The following is a 22214-nucleotide window of genomic DNA, read 5'->3' on the forward strand; positions in this document are numbered from 1 at the left end:
TCCTATTCAGAAAAGCTGAACGTGCCCGTATATTTATTGAACAAATCATGAAAATCATTCAATGATGTTCTTTATCACTACCTAATTTTATCTATTTGCCGAAAAAAACTGGCTCGTGAAGCTAGACCAACTATAAAGCTGAACAACAGTCTAACGTCCTACAAAATATTCTGTCCAACCGCTCTTTCCACATTATCCTGAATTTCTTTCAGTCCAATACCTTTTGTTCCGTTATGACTTGGAATCAAAATTATTGCTGGTGTAACTTCACTTTTATATCGTTCAATCGTTTCAATTGCTAATTCAGAAGCATCTTCTGTGATAAAAATAACACCGAAATTATTTTTCGCCATTGATTCAATCGTCTCTCTAACTTGTTTGGATGAAACGGCATAAACTACCTCAAAGCCAAAAAGTTTAAATGGCATAACAGAATCTCTGTCGCCGATTACGCCTATACTATACGTCATCTGTTATCCGCATCCTTTCTCTCACAACTTCTATAGGAAAGTTACTTCGTTTGCTAACTAGAATCAAACGCAGATTCTTCCATTCCACTTCCTTAGCATTTAAAAAAGCAAGCAGCGGTAATGGACCAAAAGCCATGATCTTCGCTTTGTCATAAAGACTAGTCAAATAATCATCTTTTACCTTTTCAAAAGCAACTAAATCTATTTCCTTCGTTTCCCCAGAGACGATTGGCGCTAACATCCCACCATAGGTCGTGCTCAAAACAAAATCAGTAAAGGAAATTAATGATTGCTCTGTATAGTTTAAAAATACCGCTTTAGGAATACTTCCTGAACTAGATAGAACTGTTGATAAAAAATTTTCATGCTGACCTTGTATGATTCCTCTGGCCATGGTAGAAATATTCGTCAAGTCAATAAAAGCGCTAACTTCAGCTAGTATATCTTTATCTCCTAATTTTTCAGCTAATTGTCGTTGAAATGTTAAAAAATTTCGGTCATAAATGATATCGATTGCCTGAAGAGTGTTCGATTCTTGAAAATAATCTAGCACTTCAAGAATTGCGTTCATCAACGCTTGCGGCAATTCATTTGAAACACGGGTACGAATCGCACTTTTCAGCGTTTCTATCGAATATCGTCCATCGTCAATAAATAGATAGTCTAAATCTTGACCTGTCAGCTCAGCTTTTGTCAAAACTTTCAAGTTATGAAATGTTGCTCTGGAAGTATATATTGTGATCACTTCTGGCTCTGGAGCCATTTCATATAACCATTCATAAAGTTTGCCTTTTTCTTTTGAATAAATATATTCAAAACGCTCAGAAAAATCTTCCGTCATATATGTTCCATAAACAGTATTTTTTAATAACTCTTTTAGTTCATCAGTGTTTTTTGCATTTAATAGTTGTTCATATTGAGCACTACTCAAAAGTTCTGTTTCTTTAAGACGAATCAAAGGGTTGATTTGATTATATGCAGTTTCTTTCATTCGTTATGATCCTCCCATCATATAAGGTGGAGCAACTTGTTTTATTGAAACAGCATTTCTGCTATTTTAAAACTTTCCATTTTTTTAATTTCTTGAATTAGACTGGAAAATAAAAAATTATATTCGATACCATCTTTTGCTACAATAAACCCGCCATCATTTGGAACTTCTTCTTTTTCCAGTATCAACGTCAAAATTTCATTAGAATGTTCAACTATCCACTGCTCAGACAACTTTCCTTTTGAAAACGAACCTAATTTTAAGTAAGCCTTGCCCTCTATTGGTAGCTGATTAATGATTTGCTCTGCAAATGTTTGAAATTCACTTTCTGTCCAATGATTCATTCGTTCAACGGCTTCTGTAAAAAGCTGCTCCAGATATCCTTGCTTTTGATTCAAGATCGATTGCTTGATTTCCAGTTGCTGACGATTTTCTTTTTGTTTAAAAGCTTTATTCGTTTGTTCTTGATTTTTTTCAATCAGTTTACTTTCTTGTAAAAATAACGCTTCTTCCTGTTCCTGATACTCTTGATTGATACGATCTAGTTCAATTTTCTTTCGTTCTGAAACTTCTTTTTGACCTTTTTCTAGAATTTGTTCGACAATTTTTTCGATTGCATCCATTTTTTTCCTCCTACTACTTCACATTTAGGACAAGTAAGAATGAGATAACAAACCCAAGAATGGCATATGTTTCAACCATAGCAGCATATATGATCCCTTTTGTTGCATGTTCAGGTTTTTTCGCTAAAATTTGTATCCCAGCTGCTGCTACTCGACCTTGGGCGATTCCAGAAAATAAACCTGCAAAGGCGATTGGTAAGGATGCTACAAAATAATCCAGACCTTGAACCATCGTCATATCATTGTTTAAATTGATAAAAATCAAAAATGCGATAACGAAACCATATAATCCTTGTGTACCAGGTAATAATTGTAAAATTAATGCTTGTCCAAATTTTTCAGGCTGCTCAGTTGTTAAGGCTGCGGCCGCCTCTCCTGTAAAACCAACACCTTTCGCTGAACCAATCCCTGCTAAAATCGTTGCCATCGCCATTCCTAATACTGCAAAAAGAATTCCACCATTATTATTAATTAAGTAATCTATCATGTTTTTATTCCTCCACTATTCTTTTACTTTTGATTTTTTTTCAATATTCATATATTTCTCTTCTGTCTTTAGCGGTTTAAAGGCTCGACCGCCGCCTGTATAAAATTTTCCGAAAAACTCTACATATTGTAGACGTGCACCATGAACATAAGCACTTAACAAGCTTAAAAATAGATTCAACGCGTGTAATGCGATGATCAATAAAATTCCCACCGTAAATCGTGCAGCTGGCGGCATAAAGGCTACTAACATATTAAAGGCAGCGGCAATGCTTCCTCCCGAGATTCCCAAAGCCATCAGTCGAGTATAACTGACTAAATCCCCAATATAACCGGTCAAACCATATAATCCATAGAGACCTTTAGCTAGTCCTTTGACCTTTGACTTCGTTTGAATAATTGGTACGATCACGATTGACAAAGCAGAAATGACCGCCACAATTATTCCAGCCGTAACCAAACCATCATTTTGAAATAGCAACATACCTAAGACTACAATCAAAATTCCTATCAATAAACCTTGCCAAGCAAAACTTTCACCAATACTGTCCAAGTAACGTTTTCGCTTCGTTAGTTCGATGCCATTAACCATCAGACCTGTCAACAATTGAATAAATCCAAAAATAACAGATAAGATCAAAATCGTATTCACATCTTCAGTCGTTGATAAAATTGGAAACGGCAACTGAACGCCAAATAGTATTTTGGGTAAAGCAGCGCCAAAAAAAGAGCCGTAAATAAAACCCCAAATAATCGTTGGAAACGATAAAATCAGGAAAAAGTCTGCAAAGCGCTTCATTCCTCGAGGTAAGACCATTAACTTCAACGCAAGGAATGCACCTACAAGCATCAGTAATCCGTAGCCAATATCTGCCACCATCATGCCAAAAAATACCATATAAAACGGCGTCATGATCGGCGTTGGATCTATTTCGTCATATTTGGGTAAGCTATACATTTCAGTAAGCATCTCAAATGGTGCTACTATAGAATTATTCTTTAGTTTCACTGGAATATCTTCTCGAATCTCATCAGCTGATGGCGCATCAAAAGAAATATACACTTCATCTTTCGGTAATGCATCCTCTAATACAGTAGCTAACTCTCGTTTCTCCTCAATAGGAATCCAGCCTTGCATAATAAAAAAGTAAGAAGTATTCAATAAATGTTTTTTTGCGTCTTCACGATGGATATACGCATAGGTCATTTCTTCTGCTAAATATAATTCTTCTAAGTGGTCTCGATAAGAAGTTAAATCATTTTTTAATTGCTTCTCCTCCTTAACAAGTGCAGCCATTGCTTCTTTATTCTGTTGATATGCCTCTTTTGGTAAAATATCGTATGGATAATCAAATTGATTAAAACTATATCGAGCTGTGATTTCATCAACGTCAGAAGACTGATCCTTGAGATAAATCAAGCTATAGTAGACATGATTTTGGCTATGATAGATTTCTTCTACATAAATCGAAGAAACTTTTTTTAAATCTGACAGAAAGTCCATCCGATTGGCAGAATTGATTGATCCTAGCAAGATATTACTACTTTCTAGAACACTATTTTTCGGAATAATGTCTAAATACTGCCAACGGGCTAACCAGTTTTCTTTTGATAGTAAATCCTTTCTGATCGTCTCGATCTTTGTCAGCCTATTTTTGAATGAGGTTATTTCTTTTAAATATCTGTTGATTTTAAACACATCAAAGTCTTTTTCTAAAGAACTTAATGTACGAATTTGTCTTTTAAAGGATTTCTTCTTTGAAGTATTTTCGGAGAATCGCTCAATAAACGTTAGTGAATCCTGGATCTCAGTCAACATTGTCTGGAACTGTTTCTTTTGAGTTTCGTCTCCTTCTACCAATGTTGCCGAAAAATGTTTTTCTATATAAGAGCTATCTACACTTGAATGAAAAAAATCTTTGATTTCGATTGCCTGCATCCCTTGAATGGCCTGAAGAATCGCTTCTTCTTTTTCGGCTGCAGCTATAATCGTCATTTTTTCCATTTTATTGACTGCCATAGATTTTTTTCACCCTTTCTATTACGTGATCAATGATAGATTCTTTGTTCTTTTCATATTTTTCTCTAAAATCTTGATTTTGGATTTTTGCTTCACTTAGCAAAATGTCCTTTTCTTTTTGTAGTTGTTCATTTTTTTGTGTTTCTAACTCGCGAAGTAACATCTTGACTTTTTCTTGGCTTTCTTCTTGTTTTTTCTTGAAGTCATCGGCTTTTTTTTGCTCATAAACATTAAGTTCATCTTTTGCATTTTGTCTCATTTTTTCAACGTTATCTTCTGCGTCACGAATTTTATCTAATGCTTCTAAAACCATTTTTTCACCCCTATCATTTGACTACTTATTCTTCAACCTTATTATTGAACGTATCCCTTTTTATTACAATCAAAAAGGGCATAATTTGTGCTTCTATTTACTAAAAACACAACTTATTCCCTCATTTAATCGGAAAATGAAAAAAAGGGCGTAAGTTCAAAAAACCATTCTTCTCACCCCTTGAAGAACCTGATCCTTGAAGCTTGCGCCCAACCATTTTTATTCATATGCACTAATCTTAGCAAAAAAAAACGAAAATTACAACTGATTTTAGAGTGAACTTTTTCTGACGAAAAAAAGAATCCCATCTTCAATGGAAGATGGGAGAAGGAGTTTTACTCATGAGAGTAAATGAAAAAAAGTTTAATGTTAGGATAGATTTATATTACTATCCTATTTTTACTTTTACAAATGATATGCACTATGATTTTTCTTTTCCACTCTTTAAAAAAAGAAAGCTTCTAAATCATAAGAAGAACGGCTAATTCGTTCAACGATTGTTTCTTTCCAAACATCTGTAAACCAATCATATTGAATTTGGTTGATAATACTTTTTTTTAACTCCATGATCATCGTCTCACTATCGATTTCGTATTCATAGAACGAACCTAACATGGCTAGCATTTTTGTATTATTATGTTGTTGGAATCGATAGATACGTCCTTTTTCTATGTAATAAAACCAGTGATTGATAATAACTGCAAATCGGTCTTCTTTATTTTCTAGTAGTGTGATAAACAGGTTAGTTGTAATTTTTTTCATGTCCTTAACTCCTTTGCTTTATTCAATCTTTTCATCATACCAAAAGATTGTTAGTGAGACAAATCAGCCGTGAAATCCCTATCGTCAAAAATTCGATTATAACGTTTCTAGACAAAATTTTGATATAGACTGTTCTTTCCAACTATAATCAATCTTAACAGACTACTTTCGAACTTAATGTTTGAAATTTTCTACCATTTGATATAATAGAACAGTACACTAATTAATGACTTAACTGGAGGAGAAAAATAATGGAACAACATTTAATTAAAATAAGGACAACTTTTCACAATACATGGTTGATCAACTTGAAAAAAGATTCATTTTCTGAAGAAAACAATATCCTATTTGGAGATACAGTGAGACTTTCTATCTCTAAAAACGACTCTTATTATTTTTCAGAAGCTATCGCATTGACATACGACAAAGAAATTTTATCAAGAGAACAGCCAACTACAACTGAAATAGACTTTTTTAATTATATGAAAGTAGTTCAAGAAAGAATGTTTTCAAAAGCTCTTGCAACTAAATATGGTATAGAACACTATATCATTCCAACAGCGCCCATCGATGATTTAGAAAAAGACAGTTAAAAATAAATAACAGCCTCTGATTTACTTCATTCAACAGGAAAAGTAAATCAGAAGCTATTATTTGCACTTTTTTTGGTACGCACTTTTTACTTATACATTTTTAGTTTTTTTTAGTTAAATTGCTTGTTTGCAAAATTGGTTTTCTTGATAACTTAAACATGAGATAGTTACATACGTTTTAGACGCCTCCTGTAATTACATATACAGAAATAACGCTTGCTACAACAGCTACTAATGAAATCATCCATACACCTCCACTCATTTTTTTAGAAATCAACGTCTGCAAACAAATAATTCTCCTTAGGTAAAGAATAACAAACAAGACCTAGAAAATAAAGCAGGAAAATTCAAAAGTGCGAAATTGGCATAAAATTCCAATAAAATATAAAATTTTTTATTAAAAATCGGAATATTTTGTTCATTCCATGCTATAATCGCATAAGAAGGGAGAGAAATGCTTGAATATCATAGAAACTTTACGTTTTTTCAGACTTAAATTGAAGTTACCCCAAAGAGAAATGATGTCTGAATATACTGATCCCTCCACCTATTCAAAAATTGAAAGTGGTAAACGTTCTCTTAAGGTAAATGAATTGGAAGAAATTTTAAATCAAACATCTATTAGTGTTGATGAATTTTTTAGTTTCACAACATTCGATAAGAAACAACAGGATTTCAGAGAAACCTTTTATTACTGCGGTGCGCACTTGGAAAATAAGAGTACAAAGCAAAAATTACTTACCTATTATTTTTCTTTAAAAGATAAAGACCAGAAGACATTACGAGAATTATCAAATTATATTGGTATCAAAAATTTTTTCAATGCACACTGGGAAGAAGTTGATCCCGTAACTTATGAAGAAATAACTGATATTTTTAATGATTTAATGAATAAGTCCTTCTATCTTCAATATGACTATATTATTACTGCAAATTTGACTCGTTTTTTTAATACAAAACAAGCTGATTTGTTACTTGCAAGAATGTTCCCAATAAAATATGAACTCCAACGTGATTTTACGACTAAAAAATTTGCCTATAATATTCTTATCAATTTAATTTCAAAACGATTATATGAGAAGGACTATGAAAGTGCAGAAAAATATATAAAGCTCGCAAAAAAACAAGACAAACAAAATGAAAACTATAGCTTTAAATTGAACCTACAATATCTAACCAACCTTTTAAACTATATTATTGAAGGCGAACCCGTTTACATGGAGCGTGTCTACGACTTTATACATTTACTAGAAAATGCTGGCGATACTTTACAAGCAGAGCAAGTAAAAAAAGAAGTAAAGTTGTTAATACACGAAAGAGATAGTGAAAAAGTGATAAATAGCTACGCTGTTGGATTAATAAAAGAGTCTTGAGTTAAACCAGAATATCCCACCTCTTTCAAGGTGGGATAAGGAGTATTACTCGGATTGAGTAAAATGAAAATACTGTTAGGGTACATTTATAATACTACATCATGTTATGAATTTCAACCCTAAAGTACTTAAAAATCTTTTATTTGACTATTTCTTGAAGATTTTATTAAAACAAACCAGACTTATTGTCTGATAAGTTCACTAATCTATTGATTAAGTGAGCTTTTTATCTATTCTAAAGTCCCCTTTGATCAAAAATAATTTTTCAATGAACATCTTATCTTTAGACAAATATGCCATATCTCTCTATCAATTCTGTTAAAATAAAGAAAAAATATAAAGTAGGCGAATTTACTTGAATATACAATATAGAAAAACAAAAATTACTCTTTTAATCGCATTATTATGGATTAGCATTATCTCTATTTTTCCTTATTTTTTTAATAACTTTATTTTTAGTCAAGATGATCTTTTATTTCATCGAACAAGATTGGAAAACTATTATCAAGCAGTGAAACACTTAGATTTTTTCCCACGAGTTTTTCCTACGATGGGATTAAACTTTGGTTATGGAGCAGATCTATTTTATCCCTCCATTCTATTGTTGCCTTTCGCTATTTTTAGGATTATAGGGATTTCTTTTGTCCCCTCCTATTATTTGTATCAGTTACTACTTAGCTTTTTAACTGCTTCTACGTCCTATTATTTTCTATATTCTGTAAAAAAATCACAGAAATTGGCATTATTATTTTCTTGTTTTTATACTCTTTCCACCTATCGCTTGATAGATCAGTCTGTTCGCGCTGCACTTGGCGAAACATTAGCCTTTATTTTCTTACCTTTATTTATACTTGGTATTTATTCCATTTTTTATAGCAACAGGCACCGCTGGCAGCTGTTAGGAATCGGAATGAGTTTATTGATTGCTAGTCACTTGATTACGGCCTTCTACTCGTTTATTTTTCTTCTTCTCTTCATAGTGATCAACTGGAAAAAATGTAAACAAGCTCAGATAAAAAGTTTGGTTCAAGCCGGGCTATTATCCCTTGGATTATCTGCTTGGTTCCTATTTCCTTATCTGGAACAAATAAGATATTTGAAATTTAATTTTGCCAATACAACATTATGGGCTAGTGGATTAAATTTTAACTTAAGCAATTTATTTATGAATAGCCTTGCAAATATGAGCGCACCATTCACTGAACTAGCTCCTAATATTGGTCTTTTACTTTTAGTTGCTATCGTAACCGCCATTTTTAGTTATCGAAAATTGACGCTTGTCAATAAACGTCTTACACTTGCCACTATTTTTTTTAGTTTAGTGTCTACAACTATTTTTCCATGGGGATTTTTTAAAGTTTCAATTTTAGCGACCATTCAATTTCCTTGGAGATTATTGTTATTTACTTCTTTTTTTGCTAGTTTGCTTGCGGTTTGTTTGATTGAACAATTTCTTATCTTATCAAGAAAAGATGTGCTTATATTAATGGCGTTAGCTAGTTTTTTAACCCTGGGTTTTAATATCAATAATTTGACGCAAAGCAATATTCAAAACAACATAACTGTAACAGATGAAAATTTTACTGATTTTTACGAATCAGAAATCGGCCACGGTAAGGAATATTTAGTAAAAGATACCGATTTCAAAAAGTATTTTGCTTCTCCCGGATTAATTATTGATGGTGTTCCCTCTCTTGATTCATCTCACCACGAAAGAAATCAATACAATGTTGATTATTATTCTGCGCAAATCAACGGTGCTCAGGAAGTTCAGCTGCCTAAATTTTATTACAAAGGCTACGAGGTTCAAGTAAATCAAAAAGTAATTCCTAATTATAATAAAGAGGGATTAGTCACAGTTAAACTTGAACAAGGTGTTCACAATATTCGCATTTCTTATAGAAAAACGACTATTCAAAAAATTTCGGTTATTTTTTCAGTTTTAGTGGTTGGGCTATTAATCTTCTACAACTTTCTAAAAAAGAAAGTAAGTAAATAATAATCACTTTTCTAAAAATAGGTAGAGAATGGGGCTGGAGCGTTTATCCAGATTCCACGCTATGCCTATTTTTTACTCAGATCGAACAACTTCCATTCTTTTAAAATTCCTCTGATGTCTGCCTCTCTCTGTGATACAATTGATTTATTCATAAAAAATTTGATTTCAGTAATGAAATCCTTGACTTATGTATATAGTCATTAAAAAGGAGGAAATGTTAATGCTTTATCCATTAATTTCTATTTTGATTGGCATCATTTTTCTATTTATTTACAAAAAGAAGGGAGAACAACTCTATAAATATATTAGTATAAGTTTTTTTATAGGTGCTGTGATTCTATCTATTTATTTTTATTGGATCTTTTCCATCATTTTCCATTAAGTCCGAGCCAATGTTTTAAATTCAAATTTGTTTTTTAAGCGGTCTAAGTTTCATAGATAAATCATCCCCTATTTGTTATAATAAACGCAAAAGGAGATGTAATTATGACTAAAGATAAAAAATCATTTGTAAATATTGAGGCGATTCCGAAAGAACTGCTTACCAATCTTTTAGGACCTGCTACTGTTGGAATTGGACAAGGTCTAGGTGGTGTTGTAAATTTTATCATGAATCCCTTAAGAAAATTAAATGTAATTACAGAAAAAAATTATAAAGATTTTGTTGAGAAAATTAATGTTGAAACTAACAAAATCCCCGAGAATAACAGAGATTCTTCAAAACTAGGTATTGCATTAAAAATAATGGAAGATGCTCGGTATCAATTGGATGAAGAGGATATGAGAGAGTATTTTTCAAGATTAGTTGCTGGTACGATCGATAACCGTAAAAATTCAAAAATATCACCTCGCTTTTCAAGTATTTTGTCTGAACTTACGACAATAGATGCAAATTTACTAAAACTAATTCATAACAATAACTCAGTAAGACGAGCTGCTTTAGCGAGAGTTAGGATCTTCAATAACGAAACAAAAATATGGCGAGATATCGAAAGCAAGATAATCTTAACTCCTGACAAAATTACTTATCAACCTACTTCCTTTGAGACATTAGTTTCGTTTGGCTTAATCAATTATAATGAAACCGAAGCTGCATCTAGCAAAACATTCCATGATGTCTATGACTCCTTTAAAGAATCTGAATATTATAATAATCTAAAAGAAAGAGCCGTTGAGATCACGAAGAAGTCAACGGCATATCCTCCCTCTAAAACCTCTATTCAATATGCTAAAGGTAGTGTAATATTAACACAAAGCGGCAAGGATTTTTGCTCCCTAATTTTTCCTAGTGAGCTTAAAAAAACAGCTTAGTTCTTTCTCTATTTTGAAATGTAATAACAGATTTAATTGCTTAACTTGTTAATACCACAAATAATATCGATAAAAAAAATTAACTCCTGCCACCCATTAGGGTTGAGTGGGGCAGGAGTTGAACATAACGTTGAATTGATTCGATGTTATGTTCATAGAAGTTCCTTCAAACTAAATCTTCTTATACGTTAACATCCTCCTCAATCTTCCGGACCACTTTAGCTGGACTTCCTACTACAATTACATTATCAGGAACATCCTTTGTTACGGTTGAATCAGCAGCAACAATAGAATTTTCCCCAATTGTAATTCCAGGTAAGACTGTTACATTTGCCCCAAGCCATGCATTCTTCTTAATACAAATCGGTTCTACTTTGATTCCTCGCCTGTTTTTGGGAGAAATTAAATGATTTACTGTGACTAATCTAGTCCCTGGACCAATCAATACTTGATCTTCAATTGTAATTCCTCCTAAATCTACAAATGTCACATTTTGATTAATAAAAATATTTTTTCCAAACGTGATATGTTTACCAAAATCACTGTAAAAAGGCTGGGAAACCGTTACTGACGAATCAATTGTTTGTCCAGTAATTTTCTCTAGATACCGTATAACTTCTTCATTAGGACAATATTGTGCATTCAACATCATGATCAATCGTTCATTATCCTTTTTTATCAAATGGATTTCTTTAAATAAAGACGAATCTTTTAAAATCTCTTTCCTACTAATTTTTTTCAGCAAATCACTAGTTACCATTCCTTTTACCTCCTACGAATTTTTCATTTTCGACTATCCAAAGTATACCTGAATCCGTTATACTTAACTAATACCAATAAAGAATACGCAACTATTCTTTTTAACTATAGGAGGAAGAATAAAATGGAACTTCGTGTATTAACTTACTTTCTCACGGTTGCAAGAGAAAAAACAATTAGCAAAGCTGCTGAGTCCTTAAATCTCTCTCAACCAACCCTTTCAAAACAATTAAAAGAGTTAGAAGAAGAGCTAGGCGTTACACTATTTATTCGCGGAAATCGATTTATCACATTAACAGAAGATGGCATTTATTTGATGAAAAGAGGTCAAGAAATTCTTTCTTTAGTTGAGTCAACAACAACAAACCTCAGCAAAAGTGAAATAATTAGTGGCCAACTAACAATTGGCGGTGGAGAAACGCAGGCTTTTGAATTTCTTGGAAGTATTTTACATGAGCTAAGAGATAACTATCCAGAGATCAATATACACCTTTATAGTGGGAATGCCGATGATGTATTGGAAAAAATTGATAAAGGACTTATAGATTTCGGGCTAGTGATTGACCCTGTTGAAAAACAAAAATACGAATATATCCGCCTACCTTTAGTTGATCATTGGGGAATTTTAGTCAATACATCACATCGTCTTGCCAATAAAAAAACAATTCAACCAAAAGACCTTCAACAAACACCATTACTTATTTCAAATCAATCATTGGTTGATAATCAACTTTCTGAATGGCTTGGAGGAAACCTCGAACATTTTAACGTTATCGGTACGTATAACCTACTCTATAATGCCTCATTATTGGTAAAAGAAGGTGTTGCAAGTGTCCTTTGTATTGATAATATTGTAAATACTGCAAATACAAATCTAATTTTTATTCCCTTTTCACCACCATTAACTGCAAACATCAACATTGTTTGGAAAAAAAATCTAACCCTTTCAAGTGTAGCAAAAGAATTTTTACGTCTACTGAAGTCGGTATAGTTCACTTTATTTGTTCTATTTCCAAATCCAGTCTTTTTAATTTTTGAATTAAAAAGACTGGATTTCAAAATGTATAATCATGATTTTGTAAAATTACTTAGAATACAAATTAAATGTGTAAAATCTATATTTTCATATTTTTAGATATAGAATGATTACGCTTGATTTTTGATAATAAAAAAGAACATCTATAAATACTGTTAAATCAGTATGTATGGATGTTCGTTCGTATGGATACGATGGGATTTAAAGGTACGAGGTTCATCCACTATAAATCAGTACACTTTTGATACTATTAATTGAAACAGCCTCCATAGCATTTCAAACAATTGAATGTGAATCGTATTCAAACTCGTATTCACTAATTCTCATTAGCGTGGGGCGCTATACATAATTTGTGATTGTTGGGGGAAAAGTAGACAATATATCAATAAGATCATTTTCCGTGATAATTACATAATGATCTACATCAGCACAAAAACCAGCACTCTCTTTTTTTATCCACTCAACATATTCTGATTGTTCTACTTTATATAAAGGATTGCCAATGAAATTTTCCCTATACTTTTGAATGCTTTCAATTTCATTATATGTTTGTATCCGTCTTCCTTCATCAGTAATTCGTAAAGAATCAACAAAACCGAAAGTGATGTTCATATTATTTTTTTCTCCCATTAGCTTTATAACCGTTCCTTCAGAATTTTGTACTACTTCAGAAACTTCATAAGTATCTTTTGGTACATCAGTTTGATTATATTCACGCCACTTTTCTAACATATTCATACACCTTCATTCCCATTTTCATTAAGTATACTAACATTACACAAAATATGAATACTTAACATCATATATGTAAAAACCAGAAATCTTGTTAATTTAAGATTTCTGGTTTTTACTATTTAAATTCTGTACTATTTTTATTGGCAAAACTGTTGATAAAGGTTAATTAAGATCAATAATTTCTACTCGCTCAGCCAAAACCCATCCATTCATTCCATACGAAGAATATAAAACCTGATAGGTCAAATGATCTTTTCTTATTTCTTCTTCTAGTTCTTCCAATGAATCATACCGCATTGGCCATACATTTTTTTTCCCTTGAATCAATAATTCTTTATTTTCAATAAAAAATTTATCTAAAGCTCTTTCTTCCAGATCTAAAATAATACTGTAAGGCATTTCATCATAAAATTTGTAACATAAAAAGTTATGGAATATAATTTGTTTTTCTTTCTCATCATCAGAAATATTAATAGCTATATCCTTATTTTCAAAATTTACAAAATAGCTTTTTATTTCATAGTCATGTACCATATTCATTTTTACCATTCTCCTTTTTGTCTAGGTGGTCTTTTATTCCAATCCCACTGATGCCTATGGGGAAATTCATGTGTTCCGTCATCAGGGTGATTGTAGTCTATATCTTCAATTGGCAGACCATCTGGTCCATAGTATCTCCTTTGTTTAACTGAACCATCATCATTTAATAAGTCAGCAGATGAGTTTGGCTCACCTTCTTTATCCAGATTCCTTTTCTCTGAATCAAAGACTTTATGTTTCTTAGCAGGTTTACCTTCTTCACGACTCTTATCTAATTCCAAAGTCTCATCTACTGCATTGATAGTAGGTGCATTATTTATTTGATCCATAATAGATTGTCCTACTTTTACTACTCCAGTCCCTTTTTTAATAGCATCCGCTATTTTTCCAGCATTTCCTAGATTTCCTAATATACCGCCAAATCCAGGAGCAAGCGGCATTTCATTTTTCATCACTTTTAATTCTTCAACTTTGTACTGATCTTTATTTAAATAATCTTTACACGTTTCTAATTGTTCATATAGTTCTGGGTATTTATCCGGAGAAACAATTTTGCCATCTTTCATTAGATACCAATGACCTAATTCAGTTTTGATTATTTCATACCCATCCAACTTACCAATTGCTTGTTTTACTTGTGCATCTTTCACTTGTTGCTTCATTTTCTCACGCTGCTTCCAACGTGTTTGGATAGGTTTTGCCCACGTCATGTCTAAACGTTTCAAATCAAAAGTCCCTGTTGCTGGATTCCATGCTTTAGAATTAGCAACTTGTGCCAATCCTGTATTAAACTCTTGTTGACTTGCTTCATATTCTGAAAAGAAACTTGCTGATTGACCATCGTAGGCATGAAACTTTTCTAATTTTTCTCGACGTTTATCAATACTTTCACAGGCATTGATATATCTCCGTTCTAAGTCTGGTCGTGGTGTTTTAGCCGTACTCATTTGCTGATCTAAACGCTGCTTCAACTGCTCAAACTGGTTAATCTCTTCTAAAATCAGATCTTCATCCGTATCAATTCCACTAACAGTTCCTTGATATTCACTAAGAAATTTTTTATGCGCACTTTCCAGCGCTTCACCTGTCATTATAGCAGATTGACATAAAGGTGTATAAGCGACCATAAAATAATTTTTCGCTGAATCATAGGCTTTACTAGAAAGTGGTGCGGATAAGAACAGTCGAATACTTGCTTGTAACGATGTGATTGCCTGATTTGCTTGATTGGTCAATTGAGAAGCTTGCGATGATCGTGCCTGTGCTTCACTCACATAAAATTTAAGCCCCATTTTCTTTTTCCTCTGGTTTCTTCCAAAAAGCTTGTTGCTCGGCCTTTAGATTTTCTTCTTGATCAAACAACATCCGTTCATCTTTTTTTAGCTGAAGGAGTTGTTCATCAAATTCTCGTTGGGCTTTTTTAGCAAGATGAAGGCTCTCATCTCCTCTTTCTTCAAAAAAGGCTCGTTCTTCTGCTTCGCAGTTTCCTAAGACAAAATCATACGCGGCCTGTTCTTGTTGCTGTAACTGGAAAAATTCTTCTTGTTGCTCTTCTATGTAGTGTTGCTCTTTTCTAATCGCTAATTGATCCTCTTGAAGTTGTTCCAAGCGAATCCTAAACTGATAATTTTTTTGTTCAATTTCTTGTTGTTTCTGGATTTCACTCATGAAAAACCTCCTGGAAGGTTAAATTTTGTTAATTGCGCAATATTCTGATCGATTCGTTCAAACTCTTTCGCAACGGAATGAATGTTATCACCAGCTGAAACAACACTGGTAGATAATGCTGCTAATCCCTGTTGATAGTTATTGAGCGATTGTACAGCTGGAGCATTTCCTGAAACATTGGTGCTAGAAGCCGATACAGAAACACTTATACTATTTAATGCGCTAGCAGACTGACTAAAAGAAGCCGAAATACCACCGGCAATACTTGAATTACTATTAATAGCCATTTAGTTATTTGTTTTCACCATATTGTCTAATTTAGTTTATCATATACTAGATAAATTATAAATATGATAAATGGATTAAAAAGGAACTATAAGTGAATACTTATATAAATAAAGAAATTATGACTAATCATGCACATAACATATTAAATGAGTGAAAACACAGACCCTTTCATTTAAAATACTACTTTTATATAAATTGAATTAAGTTCATTTACTAGAGAAATCTAGTTTTTCAATTTAAAGATATAGTAATAAACTTAGATAGTTTTATTTACACATACAGACAAATGCACAGACAAAACCACCATGCCAATAGATAGGTTGATAATAAAATTACTTACCTGTTTTTGCACGATCCCACTCTATTTTTAAATAAATTCTTATAATTTGGCTCATCATACTACATACCTCTAAGCACTCATCTTGTAGTTGCTTGTAGATAATCTCAAGACTATTCTCTATGTCTTCAAACATTTCGACTTTTTGATAATTAATATCATAATTTTTTTCACCTTCATCTAATTCTTCAAGATCCGTTACACTATATGCTTTAGTCATTAGAACTAATTCATAATCCTCTTTATTTGACAAATTCTGCTCCCGTTCTAAATCCGCAATTCCTAATTCTAATAGTTGTTTAAAAATTTCAAGCCTTTTATCAAGTAAGTCATTTTTGTTCTTAACAAATTCATCTTTATTATAAAATAAAAATTCCTGTACAGTTTCTAAATATTGTACGATATAATCATTTTTATTGTCATTGTTTTCAATCTTTACAAGACTTTTTTTCGATTTATCTGATAAAATAACTTTCCTATTTTTATAACAGATTTCGTTTTTTATAATCTCAGGATTGTTTGGACCAAACTGCAAAATTAGAAGGTTCAACTGCGTGTAAGCTTTTTTCCAAGATGGGCTGCCTTCCGACTCTATTAAATCCATTATAGAAGCTATAGAATTAGCAGTTATTTCTTTTACACTCTGAATCCATCCAATTCTTGCTTGAGCAGTTAGATTGGCATCTATTTCTTTCTTTTTCCATTTAGCATTTGATCTTAAATTAATAACAGAAATTATTGCAGTTATCAATACTCCTATGAAAGTTAAAATATTAGCGATATTCCAACTACTTGATTTTGTAACATCCTCAAATAATACTTTTATTGTACTCAATTTCAACACTCCTTTTTACTCAATCATACCAATAGTAATCATTTTATTTGCACTAATTTTCAAAGGTTAAGTACTTACTTTTTATATTTTGAGCATAATTCCAACCTTTTTCTAATAATTCATCCTTATCTATCTGGCTTAAGATCTCTCCACAGCCATTTTTAGAAGAAAACTTTAATAACTTATCTTTAAAAGTACTTCCAGCAACTATTTCAGCCTCTGTAAATTTTAAAATATTCACCCTTACCGGCTTGAATATAATTGAATCTATTGGTTCATTTTTTTTCAGTTTTATTTTCGATCCTAATGGTTCTGTAGTATCGATAGTCATTTGCAAAATGAAAGTATCAATAGCTATTAGATTATTGGGTTCAATATATATCACAAACAGACTTTCATATAATTTATCTTTATTAATATCAATCCATACTTGATTATAAACATTGTTAGTGATAGTTCGTTCTTCCCCAATACCTTCGCTAGAAATAAAGATACCCTTTACAGTTCCGGTTGCAATAAACGGATTAATTGTAATTAGACATCTATACCCTACAGGAGTAGTTTCTTTTAAGTCACCTTCTCCCTCTTTTACATCAATAGTCAATCTTGGAATTTTTGTTGAATTCCATATTACAAATGTGTGATAACCTAAAATAGAATTTTTTTCATTTATTTCAAGATTTTTATCTGAATTCATTAAACTTTTTTCAGAAATTCTAAGTGCTTTTTCTGATATTATCCTAGCTTTGTTTCCAGATCTTATTCCATAAACTCCTCCTATTATTCCTACCATACCTCCTAATATCCCTACTACCTTCCCGATTGTTTCGATCAAACCATTCAAATCTAACATTGTACAATCCCCTTTACAAAAATATACAAATAAATTCCACGTCAATTATCCTTATCTTTCAGCCTCTAACAGCGTTTTAAAATCCAATACAAACGATAAAGAGTTAAGTTTTATCTCACATAGAGAATGTGTTTAAATATTATACAGAAAAAGACCACTCCAAGAGTGATCAAAGATTTACCTACTATTAAATTACCCCTGTAGTAATTGCTACAGTTACTGACCTGAGTTCATCAAAATCTTTATCGATTGTCTGAAAAGCCATAAAATCCGGGTCAGCTATATATAATTCAATATTGTTCAAATCTAGTTTTTTTGATTGACACATTGTTGTTAGATATAAAGCACTGCTGTTTGATTTAACGTAATTATTAATTATCATTAAACTCTCCGTCAATCCCTCAACTATATTTTGCTGATTATCATTGAGAAAAAACTCTTCTGGTAAAACAAAAGTTAGATTAACATCCGACAATTCAGCTTTTATTTCCGCTTTAACCCTATCTGTATCCGTAATATTAATAGATTTTATTTCTGCAGTAGTTCTCAGATTTTTCCAGCTATCTTTTTCAGATAAATTCTGAGGAAATTTTTCTATAAATCTAGGCTCTCTTATTGCTTTTCCCTCTAACTCATTTGATTTATTTACGCTTTTTTTCTTCGAACTATATCCAATATAAGAAGCATTAGCTATTTCTAATCCATCTACAAAAGTTTGATACGCTACATGACTACGTTTCTTGATTGGGTTTATAAGGTCTCTAAATGCTTTCATAGCATCTTTTTTTCTTCTACTTTTTCCAGAATTTGAAAGTTTACTCATATTTAAATTTATTTCGTTAGAACCTTCAAGTTCATCATCTTGATTTATATCTTCTGTAAAAATAGCATTATAGTTCATTTTATCAATAGTTTGAATTGACGTATCTTCATTGTTGTAAATTTCCGGAAAAAAATCAGTATAAGTTTTTTCCAGTGATTTCATCTCTCTACCAGTTACATAATCATGTTCTATATATAGCTGTTCTTCTGGTAGCCATTCTTCATAGCTTTCTCCCAGGTTTGACTCGGCTTCTTGAATGCTTTTTACCTCGTAATTCTCCCCATCTATGAACAAGACAAACAATTGATTATTTTTAATTAAATCATCTAAAAAGTTCCTAGTAGTACCACCATCAAATAGTAATGTTAAAGTTTTGCGATTAATTTCACTAACAAAAAAGATATCATCATCAATTAAATAAAATAAATAACTTTTCAAATTACTTTCGTCTCTAGATATAAAAAATAATGGCATATCAAAATAGTCGAAAATAAAAACAGGGATTAAATCAGAAATGTTAATTTTTTTCATTTGATCCTACCCCCGCATTGTCTTCTTTAATCGTTTCATAGATATTTACATCTCGGTATTCCCATAAATTCAAGTGACCATTTTTTACAATGCCTATTCCAAACTCATTTTGAATTTCAACAGGAACTACACTATATCCAGTAAATTTCCGTTTGAATTTCTTCTTCATTTTATCTGCTTGCTCCGCGCTACAAAAAAAAGACAACGCCATTGCTTCACACCTTTTTGCTGGCGGAAAGTACAAACCTTGTTCAACATGTGTTACAAAATCACATGCAGCTGGTACAATTTCTTTACACAATCTAAAATACTGACCATTCAATTCAACAGCATTTATAGGTGGACAACTTTCCGGATAATCATCATATTTGAACAATACTCTAGATCTCCTTTGTAATTAATATCTGCTATTTTGATTAAAACAGAAATAGGGACTAAAAACAAGCATTTACTAAAATTTCTTTTTAAAAACTATAATTAGAACGCGTTAAAATCAAGTACGGCACTTTTCTTTTATAGTACTAGCATTTACTATCATGAATTACCATCAATGAATAATGACCATAGTTCCTATGTAGATTAACAATTGCAAGCATTCTTTGAGTAAATAACCTTTGTTGCATCTACTTTTTGAATCCGGTGCAACAATTAAAGAGGTTCAGGATCGTTTAGGACATTCAGATGTTCAAACTACAATGAACATCTATGCTCATGTAACACAAGACAATAAAGAAAAGACTGCTAAATTATTTGCTAATTATGCCGGAATCTAGTTCAATCGTATTCAATGCAAAAAAAATAGACAGTAGAAACGCTGTACAAACCTCTGTACATCAACGTTTCTACTGTCTGTCTCCATAAAATAAATGGAGACGGCGGGAGTCGAACCCGCGTCCAAACACATTGCCACTTAAACTTCTACGTTCATAGTCATACTATTTTAAGGCTTCGCTGAAGTTCATGCCGCATAACAGGCCCAAACTCTCGCTAGTCTGATGATCTCTTCTAAATTTTACAGACGGAAAAATTTAGCGTATCCCACTTAATTTGAGACCCTTACCCGAGAACATGGGCGATGCCGGGAGGATCTTCACCCGCTGTTTTTACGCAGCTAGAGCGAAAGTATTGTTTTCGTTTTTAGCAGTTATATTTAACTGTAACGTTTTTACGTAGACGTAACCTACGAAACGCGATTCAAGCTCAACTATGCCTGTCGAATCCGTAACGTCCCCGTTAAGATTAAATAGCATAATATACGCTTTGATTAGTATAACATATTTATCTTGTTTTTTAAAGGATCAGGTACCAATTATTCAGCTTTCTAATTACAACTGGATAACACTTATAAAAAGTGTTCACAATCAAATAATTAGTGCCCTGTTCCAAATGTATTCACTAAGATCGTGCCAATCACAATAAAACCAATTCCAATTACTGTTGGTGTATTGATCTGCTCTTTCCAATAAACCACTGAAAAAATCGTGATCAAGATAATCCCAACCGCTCCCCAAAGTGCATATGCGACATTTAACGGCATGTACTTAATTGCTTTAGATAGGCTATAAAAACAAACAACATATGCAATCAAACACTCGACTGATGGCAATAATTTGCTAAATCCGTCTGTTGCTTTTAACAAATTGGTAGCGATGACCTCACTTATAATGGCAATAAAAAGATAGATGTATCCTATCACAAACTTCTCCTCCTCATATAATTCCTAAATCATTATATCAAAATTTCAACAAATTTAAACGTAGATTTTTCTTAATATACTCTCAGCGTTTTTTAGATACAAAAAATCATCAACAGATTTACTTATTTCTAATCCATTGATGATCTCCTATTCATTTTAGTTAGATACGTTCAAAATTAAGGTTCAACGAAATAATTAAGCATCCAGTTGATGCCAAATTTATCAACAACCATGCCATATTTTTTAGACCAGAATGTTTCTCCTAGCGGCATCGTTACTTTACCACCTTCAGCTAAACGACTAAAAATCCGATCAATTTTGGCTTCGTCTTCTGTATTAATTACAAGAGAAACATTGTTTCCTTCAATAAAGGTCAAACCCATTCCATCTGGCACATCAGAAAACATAACAGGTACCCCTTCAATTGTCATGGTTGCATTGATAATCAAATCTTTCCAAGCATCAGGCGTTGGATTTTCAGGGTCTTGAGGTGCATCTGCAAAAGTCATAACACCTTCACTTTTAACATCAAAGACTGATTCGTAAAAAGTAATTGCATCGGCCGCTTCATCCTTAAAATTTAAGTATACTTCTAACATGCTCATCTTCCTCTCACTCTATTTTTGCTAATTATCTCATGCAAAAATAAATTAAGCGAAGGAGAAGCTCATATTTTACTAAAAGTCTGTCTCTTTTAAAAGTACCGATACCAATTGTTCTAAATACTGCTGATCCATTTCATCATAGCCATGCGTTACTGAGCTATCTAGATCTAAAACACCAAGTAATTTTCCATCCTTGACCATTGGTACAACAATCTCAGAGCGCGCAGCAGAATCGCAAGAGATGTAATTCTGATGATTTTTTACATCATCAACAATCAATGTTTCGCGCTTTTCAGCCGATTCCCCACAAACACCTTTTCCCATCTTGATTCGTGTACAAGAAACCTTACCTTGAAAAGGTCCCAAGACTAATTCTTCTCCATCAAATAAGTAATAGCCAGCAAACACTGTATTAGGTAATGCATCTGCCAATAATGCAGAAGAATTGGCAAGATTAGCAATTTTATCATGTTCGATTTCAATAATTGCAGCTTGTTGTTGTACTAATAATTTGTAAACAGCTGACTTTTCTTCTGGTGATTTCCACATTGTTCATTCACTCTCTTC

25 protein-coding genes, 1 other RNA gene, 1 pseudogene and 1 other annotated feature are annotated in these 22214 nt (G+C 32.3%); of the genes and pseudogenes, 6 read left to right on the plus strand and 21 right to left on the minus strand.

Features of this window, described 5'->3' with window-relative positions; translation table 11 throughout:
- Positions 1-158: 158 nt before the first annotated feature.
- From AC4BB7_RS10045 to AC4BB7_RS10075, 7 genes are all read right to left on the minus strand, one after another.
- Positions 159-470, minus strand: coding sequence for a V-type ATP synthase subunit F (locus AC4BB7_RS10045; protein ID WP_086313389.1), 312 nt, complete (start codon positions 468-470; stop codon positions 159-161).
- Complete coding sequence (locus tag AC4BB7_RS10050; protein WP_490482929.1) at positions 460-1461, minus strand: V-type ATPase subunit; 1002 nt, start codon at positions 1459-1461, stop codon at positions 460-462. Before AC4BB7_RS10050 ends, AC4BB7_RS10045 begins: the two co-directional genes overlap by 11 nt.
- Before the next feature lie 41 nt (positions 1462-1502).
- On the minus strand, positions 1503-2084 hold the full coding sequence (locus tag AC4BB7_RS10055; RefSeq protein WP_490482930.1) for a hypothetical protein: 582 nt from the start codon (positions 2082-2084) through the stop codon (positions 1503-1505).
- A 13-nt stretch (positions 2085-2097) separates the two neighbouring features.
- Positions 2098-2571: a V-type ATP synthase subunit K gene (locus AC4BB7_RS10060; RefSeq protein WP_010760283.1), complete on the minus strand. Its 474-nt coding sequence runs from the start codon at positions 2569-2571 to the stop codon at positions 2098-2100.
- Positions 2572-2586: 15 nt separating this feature from the next.
- On the minus strand, positions 2587-4590 hold the full coding sequence (locus AC4BB7_RS10065; protein ID WP_490482931.1) for a V-type ATP synthase subunit I: 2004 nt from the start codon (positions 4588-4590) through the stop codon (positions 2587-2589).
- On the minus strand, positions 4577-4903 hold the full coding sequence (locus AC4BB7_RS10070; RefSeq protein ID WP_086313393.1) for a hypothetical protein: 327 nt from the start codon (positions 4901-4903) through the stop codon (positions 4577-4579). Before AC4BB7_RS10070 ends, AC4BB7_RS10065 begins: the two co-directional genes overlap by 14 nt.
- Positions 4904-5070: 167 nt before the next feature.
- Positions 5071-5118, minus strand: a sequence feature (sodium ion sensor (DUF1646 type); this cis-regulatory element may regulate processes involved in with the transportation of sodium ions).
- 229 nt (positions 5119-5347) lie between these two features.
- Positions 5348-5665, minus strand: coding sequence for a hypothetical protein (locus AC4BB7_RS10075; RefSeq protein WP_490482932.1), 318 nt, complete (start codon positions 5663-5665; stop codon positions 5348-5350).
- A 251-nt stretch (positions 5666-5916) separates the two neighbouring features.
- On the opposite strand from AC4BB7_RS10075, the gene AC4BB7_RS10080 reads away from it, so the two are divergent.
- The 4 genes from AC4BB7_RS10080 (at position 5917) to AC4BB7_RS10095 (ending at position 10941) form a co-directional block, all read left to right on the plus strand.
- On the plus strand, positions 5917-6258 hold the full coding sequence (locus AC4BB7_RS10080) for a hypothetical protein (protein WP_086313395.1): 342 nt from the start codon (positions 5917-5919) through the stop codon (positions 6256-6258).
- Between the two features lie 458 nt (positions 6259-6716).
- Positions 6717-7631, plus strand: coding sequence for a helix-turn-helix domain-containing protein (locus tag AC4BB7_RS10085; RefSeq protein ID WP_490482933.1), 915 nt, complete (start codon positions 6717-6719; stop codon positions 7629-7631).
- A gap of 355 nt (positions 7632-7986) precedes the next feature.
- Positions 7987-9630: a YfhO family protein gene (locus AC4BB7_RS10090; protein WP_490482934.1), complete on the plus strand. Its 1644-nt coding sequence runs from the start codon at positions 7987-7989 to the stop codon at positions 9628-9630.
- A gap of 486 nt (positions 9631-10116) precedes the next feature.
- Complete coding sequence (locus tag AC4BB7_RS10095; protein ID WP_490482935.1) at positions 10117-10941, plus strand: DUF4393 domain-containing protein; 825 nt, start codon at positions 10117-10119, stop codon at positions 10939-10941.
- Positions 10942-11122: 181 nt separating this feature from the next.
- Here the strand turns inward: AC4BB7_RS10095 and AC4BB7_RS10100 are convergent, their stop codons facing one another.
- A complete protein-coding gene (locus AC4BB7_RS10100; RefSeq protein WP_490482936.1) occupies positions 11123-11701 on the minus strand; it encodes a DapH/DapD/GlmU-related protein in 579 nt (192 codons plus the stop codon).
- 123 nt (positions 11702-11824) lie between these two features.
- Between AC4BB7_RS10100 and AC4BB7_RS10105 the strand changes: the two genes are divergently transcribed.
- Entirely contained in the window at positions 11825-12691 is an 867-nt protein-coding gene (locus AC4BB7_RS10105; protein ID WP_490482937.1) for a LysR family transcriptional regulator, read from the plus strand.
- Positions 12692-13075: 384 nt separating this feature from the next.
- On the opposite strand, the gene AC4BB7_RS10110 is transcribed toward AC4BB7_RS10105, so the two are convergent.
- The 9 genes from AC4BB7_RS10110 to AC4BB7_RS10150 form a co-directional block, all read right to left on the minus strand.
- Entirely contained in the window at positions 13076-13468 is a 393-nt protein-coding gene (locus AC4BB7_RS10110; protein ID WP_490482938.1) for a hypothetical protein, read from the minus strand.
- Between the two features lie 165 nt (positions 13469-13633).
- Complete coding sequence (locus AC4BB7_RS10115) at positions 13634-14011, minus strand: hypothetical protein (protein WP_086313402.1); 378 nt, start codon at positions 14009-14011, stop codon at positions 13634-13636.
- A gap of 2 nt (positions 14012-14013) precedes the next feature.
- Positions 14014-15303: a T7SS effector LXG polymorphic toxin gene (locus AC4BB7_RS10120; RefSeq protein WP_490482939.1), complete on the minus strand. Its 1290-nt coding sequence runs from the start codon at positions 15301-15303 to the stop codon at positions 14014-14016.
- Positions 15293-15679 (minus strand): hypothetical protein, encoded by a 387-nt coding sequence (locus tag AC4BB7_RS10125; protein WP_490482940.1) that lies wholly within the window; start codon positions 15677-15679, stop codon positions 15293-15295. Before AC4BB7_RS10125 ends, AC4BB7_RS10120 begins: the two co-directional genes overlap by 11 nt.
- Positions 15676-15966: a TIGR04197 family type VII secretion effector gene (locus AC4BB7_RS10130; protein ID WP_490482941.1), complete on the minus strand. Its 291-nt coding sequence runs from the start codon at positions 15964-15966 to the stop codon at positions 15676-15678. The genes AC4BB7_RS10125 and AC4BB7_RS10130 overlap by 4 nt, the downstream gene beginning before the upstream one ends.
- A gap of 333 nt (positions 15967-16299) precedes the next feature.
- A complete protein-coding gene (locus AC4BB7_RS10135) occupies positions 16300-17139 on the minus strand; it encodes a hypothetical protein (RefSeq protein ID WP_490482942.1) in 840 nt (279 codons plus the stop codon).
- Positions 17140-17191: 52 nt separating this feature from the next.
- Positions 17192-17992, minus strand: a complete 801-nt coding sequence (locus AC4BB7_RS10140; RefSeq protein WP_490482943.1) for a hypothetical protein — start codon at positions 17990-17992, stop codon at positions 17192-17194.
- 187 nt (positions 17993-18179) lie between these two features.
- On the minus strand, positions 18180-19346 hold the full coding sequence (locus AC4BB7_RS10145) for a hypothetical protein (protein ID WP_490482944.1): 1167 nt from the start codon (positions 19344-19346) through the stop codon (positions 18180-18182).
- Positions 19333-19722 carry a hypothetical protein gene (locus tag AC4BB7_RS10150; RefSeq protein WP_490482945.1) on the minus strand — a complete coding sequence of 130 codons (390 nt, stop codon included), beginning with the start codon at positions 19720-19722 and terminating at the stop codon, positions 19333-19335. The genes AC4BB7_RS10145 and AC4BB7_RS10150 overlap by 14 nt, the downstream gene beginning before the upstream one ends.
- 247 nt (positions 19723-19969) lie before the next feature.
- Here AC4BB7_RS10150 and AC4BB7_RS10155 point away from each other — a divergent pair.
- A pseudogene (locus tag AC4BB7_RS10155) lies at positions 19970-20119 on the plus strand (tyrosine-type recombinase/integrase); the annotation flags it as partial.
- Positions 20120-20210: 91 nt separating this feature from the next.
- Here AC4BB7_RS10155 and ssrA read toward each other — a convergent pair.
- The 4 genes from ssrA to AC4BB7_RS10175 all read right to left on the minus strand — a co-directional run bounded on the left by ssrA (position 20211) and on the right by AC4BB7_RS10175 (position 22196).
- Positions 20211-20578, minus strand: a transfer-messenger RNA (tmRNA) gene (gene ssrA, locus AC4BB7_RS10160).
- A 137-nt stretch (positions 20579-20715) separates the two neighbouring features.
- Positions 20716-21039 (minus strand): DMT family transporter, encoded by a 324-nt coding sequence (locus AC4BB7_RS10165; protein WP_086314308.1) that lies wholly within the window; start codon positions 21037-21039, stop codon positions 20716-20718.
- A 179-nt stretch (positions 21040-21218) separates the two neighbouring features.
- Positions 21219-21641 carry a VOC family protein gene (locus AC4BB7_RS10170; RefSeq protein ID WP_490482946.1) on the minus strand — a complete coding sequence of 141 codons (423 nt, stop codon included), beginning with the start codon at positions 21639-21641 and terminating at the stop codon, positions 21219-21221.
- A gap of 78 nt (positions 21642-21719) precedes the next feature.
- Positions 21720-22196, minus strand: coding sequence for a GAF domain-containing protein (locus tag AC4BB7_RS10175; protein WP_086313409.1), 477 nt, complete (start codon positions 22194-22196; stop codon positions 21720-21722).
- Positions 22197-22214: the final 18 nt, after the last annotated feature.

The organism is Enterococcus sp. AAFC-DPL-5182 (assembly GCF_058216605.1).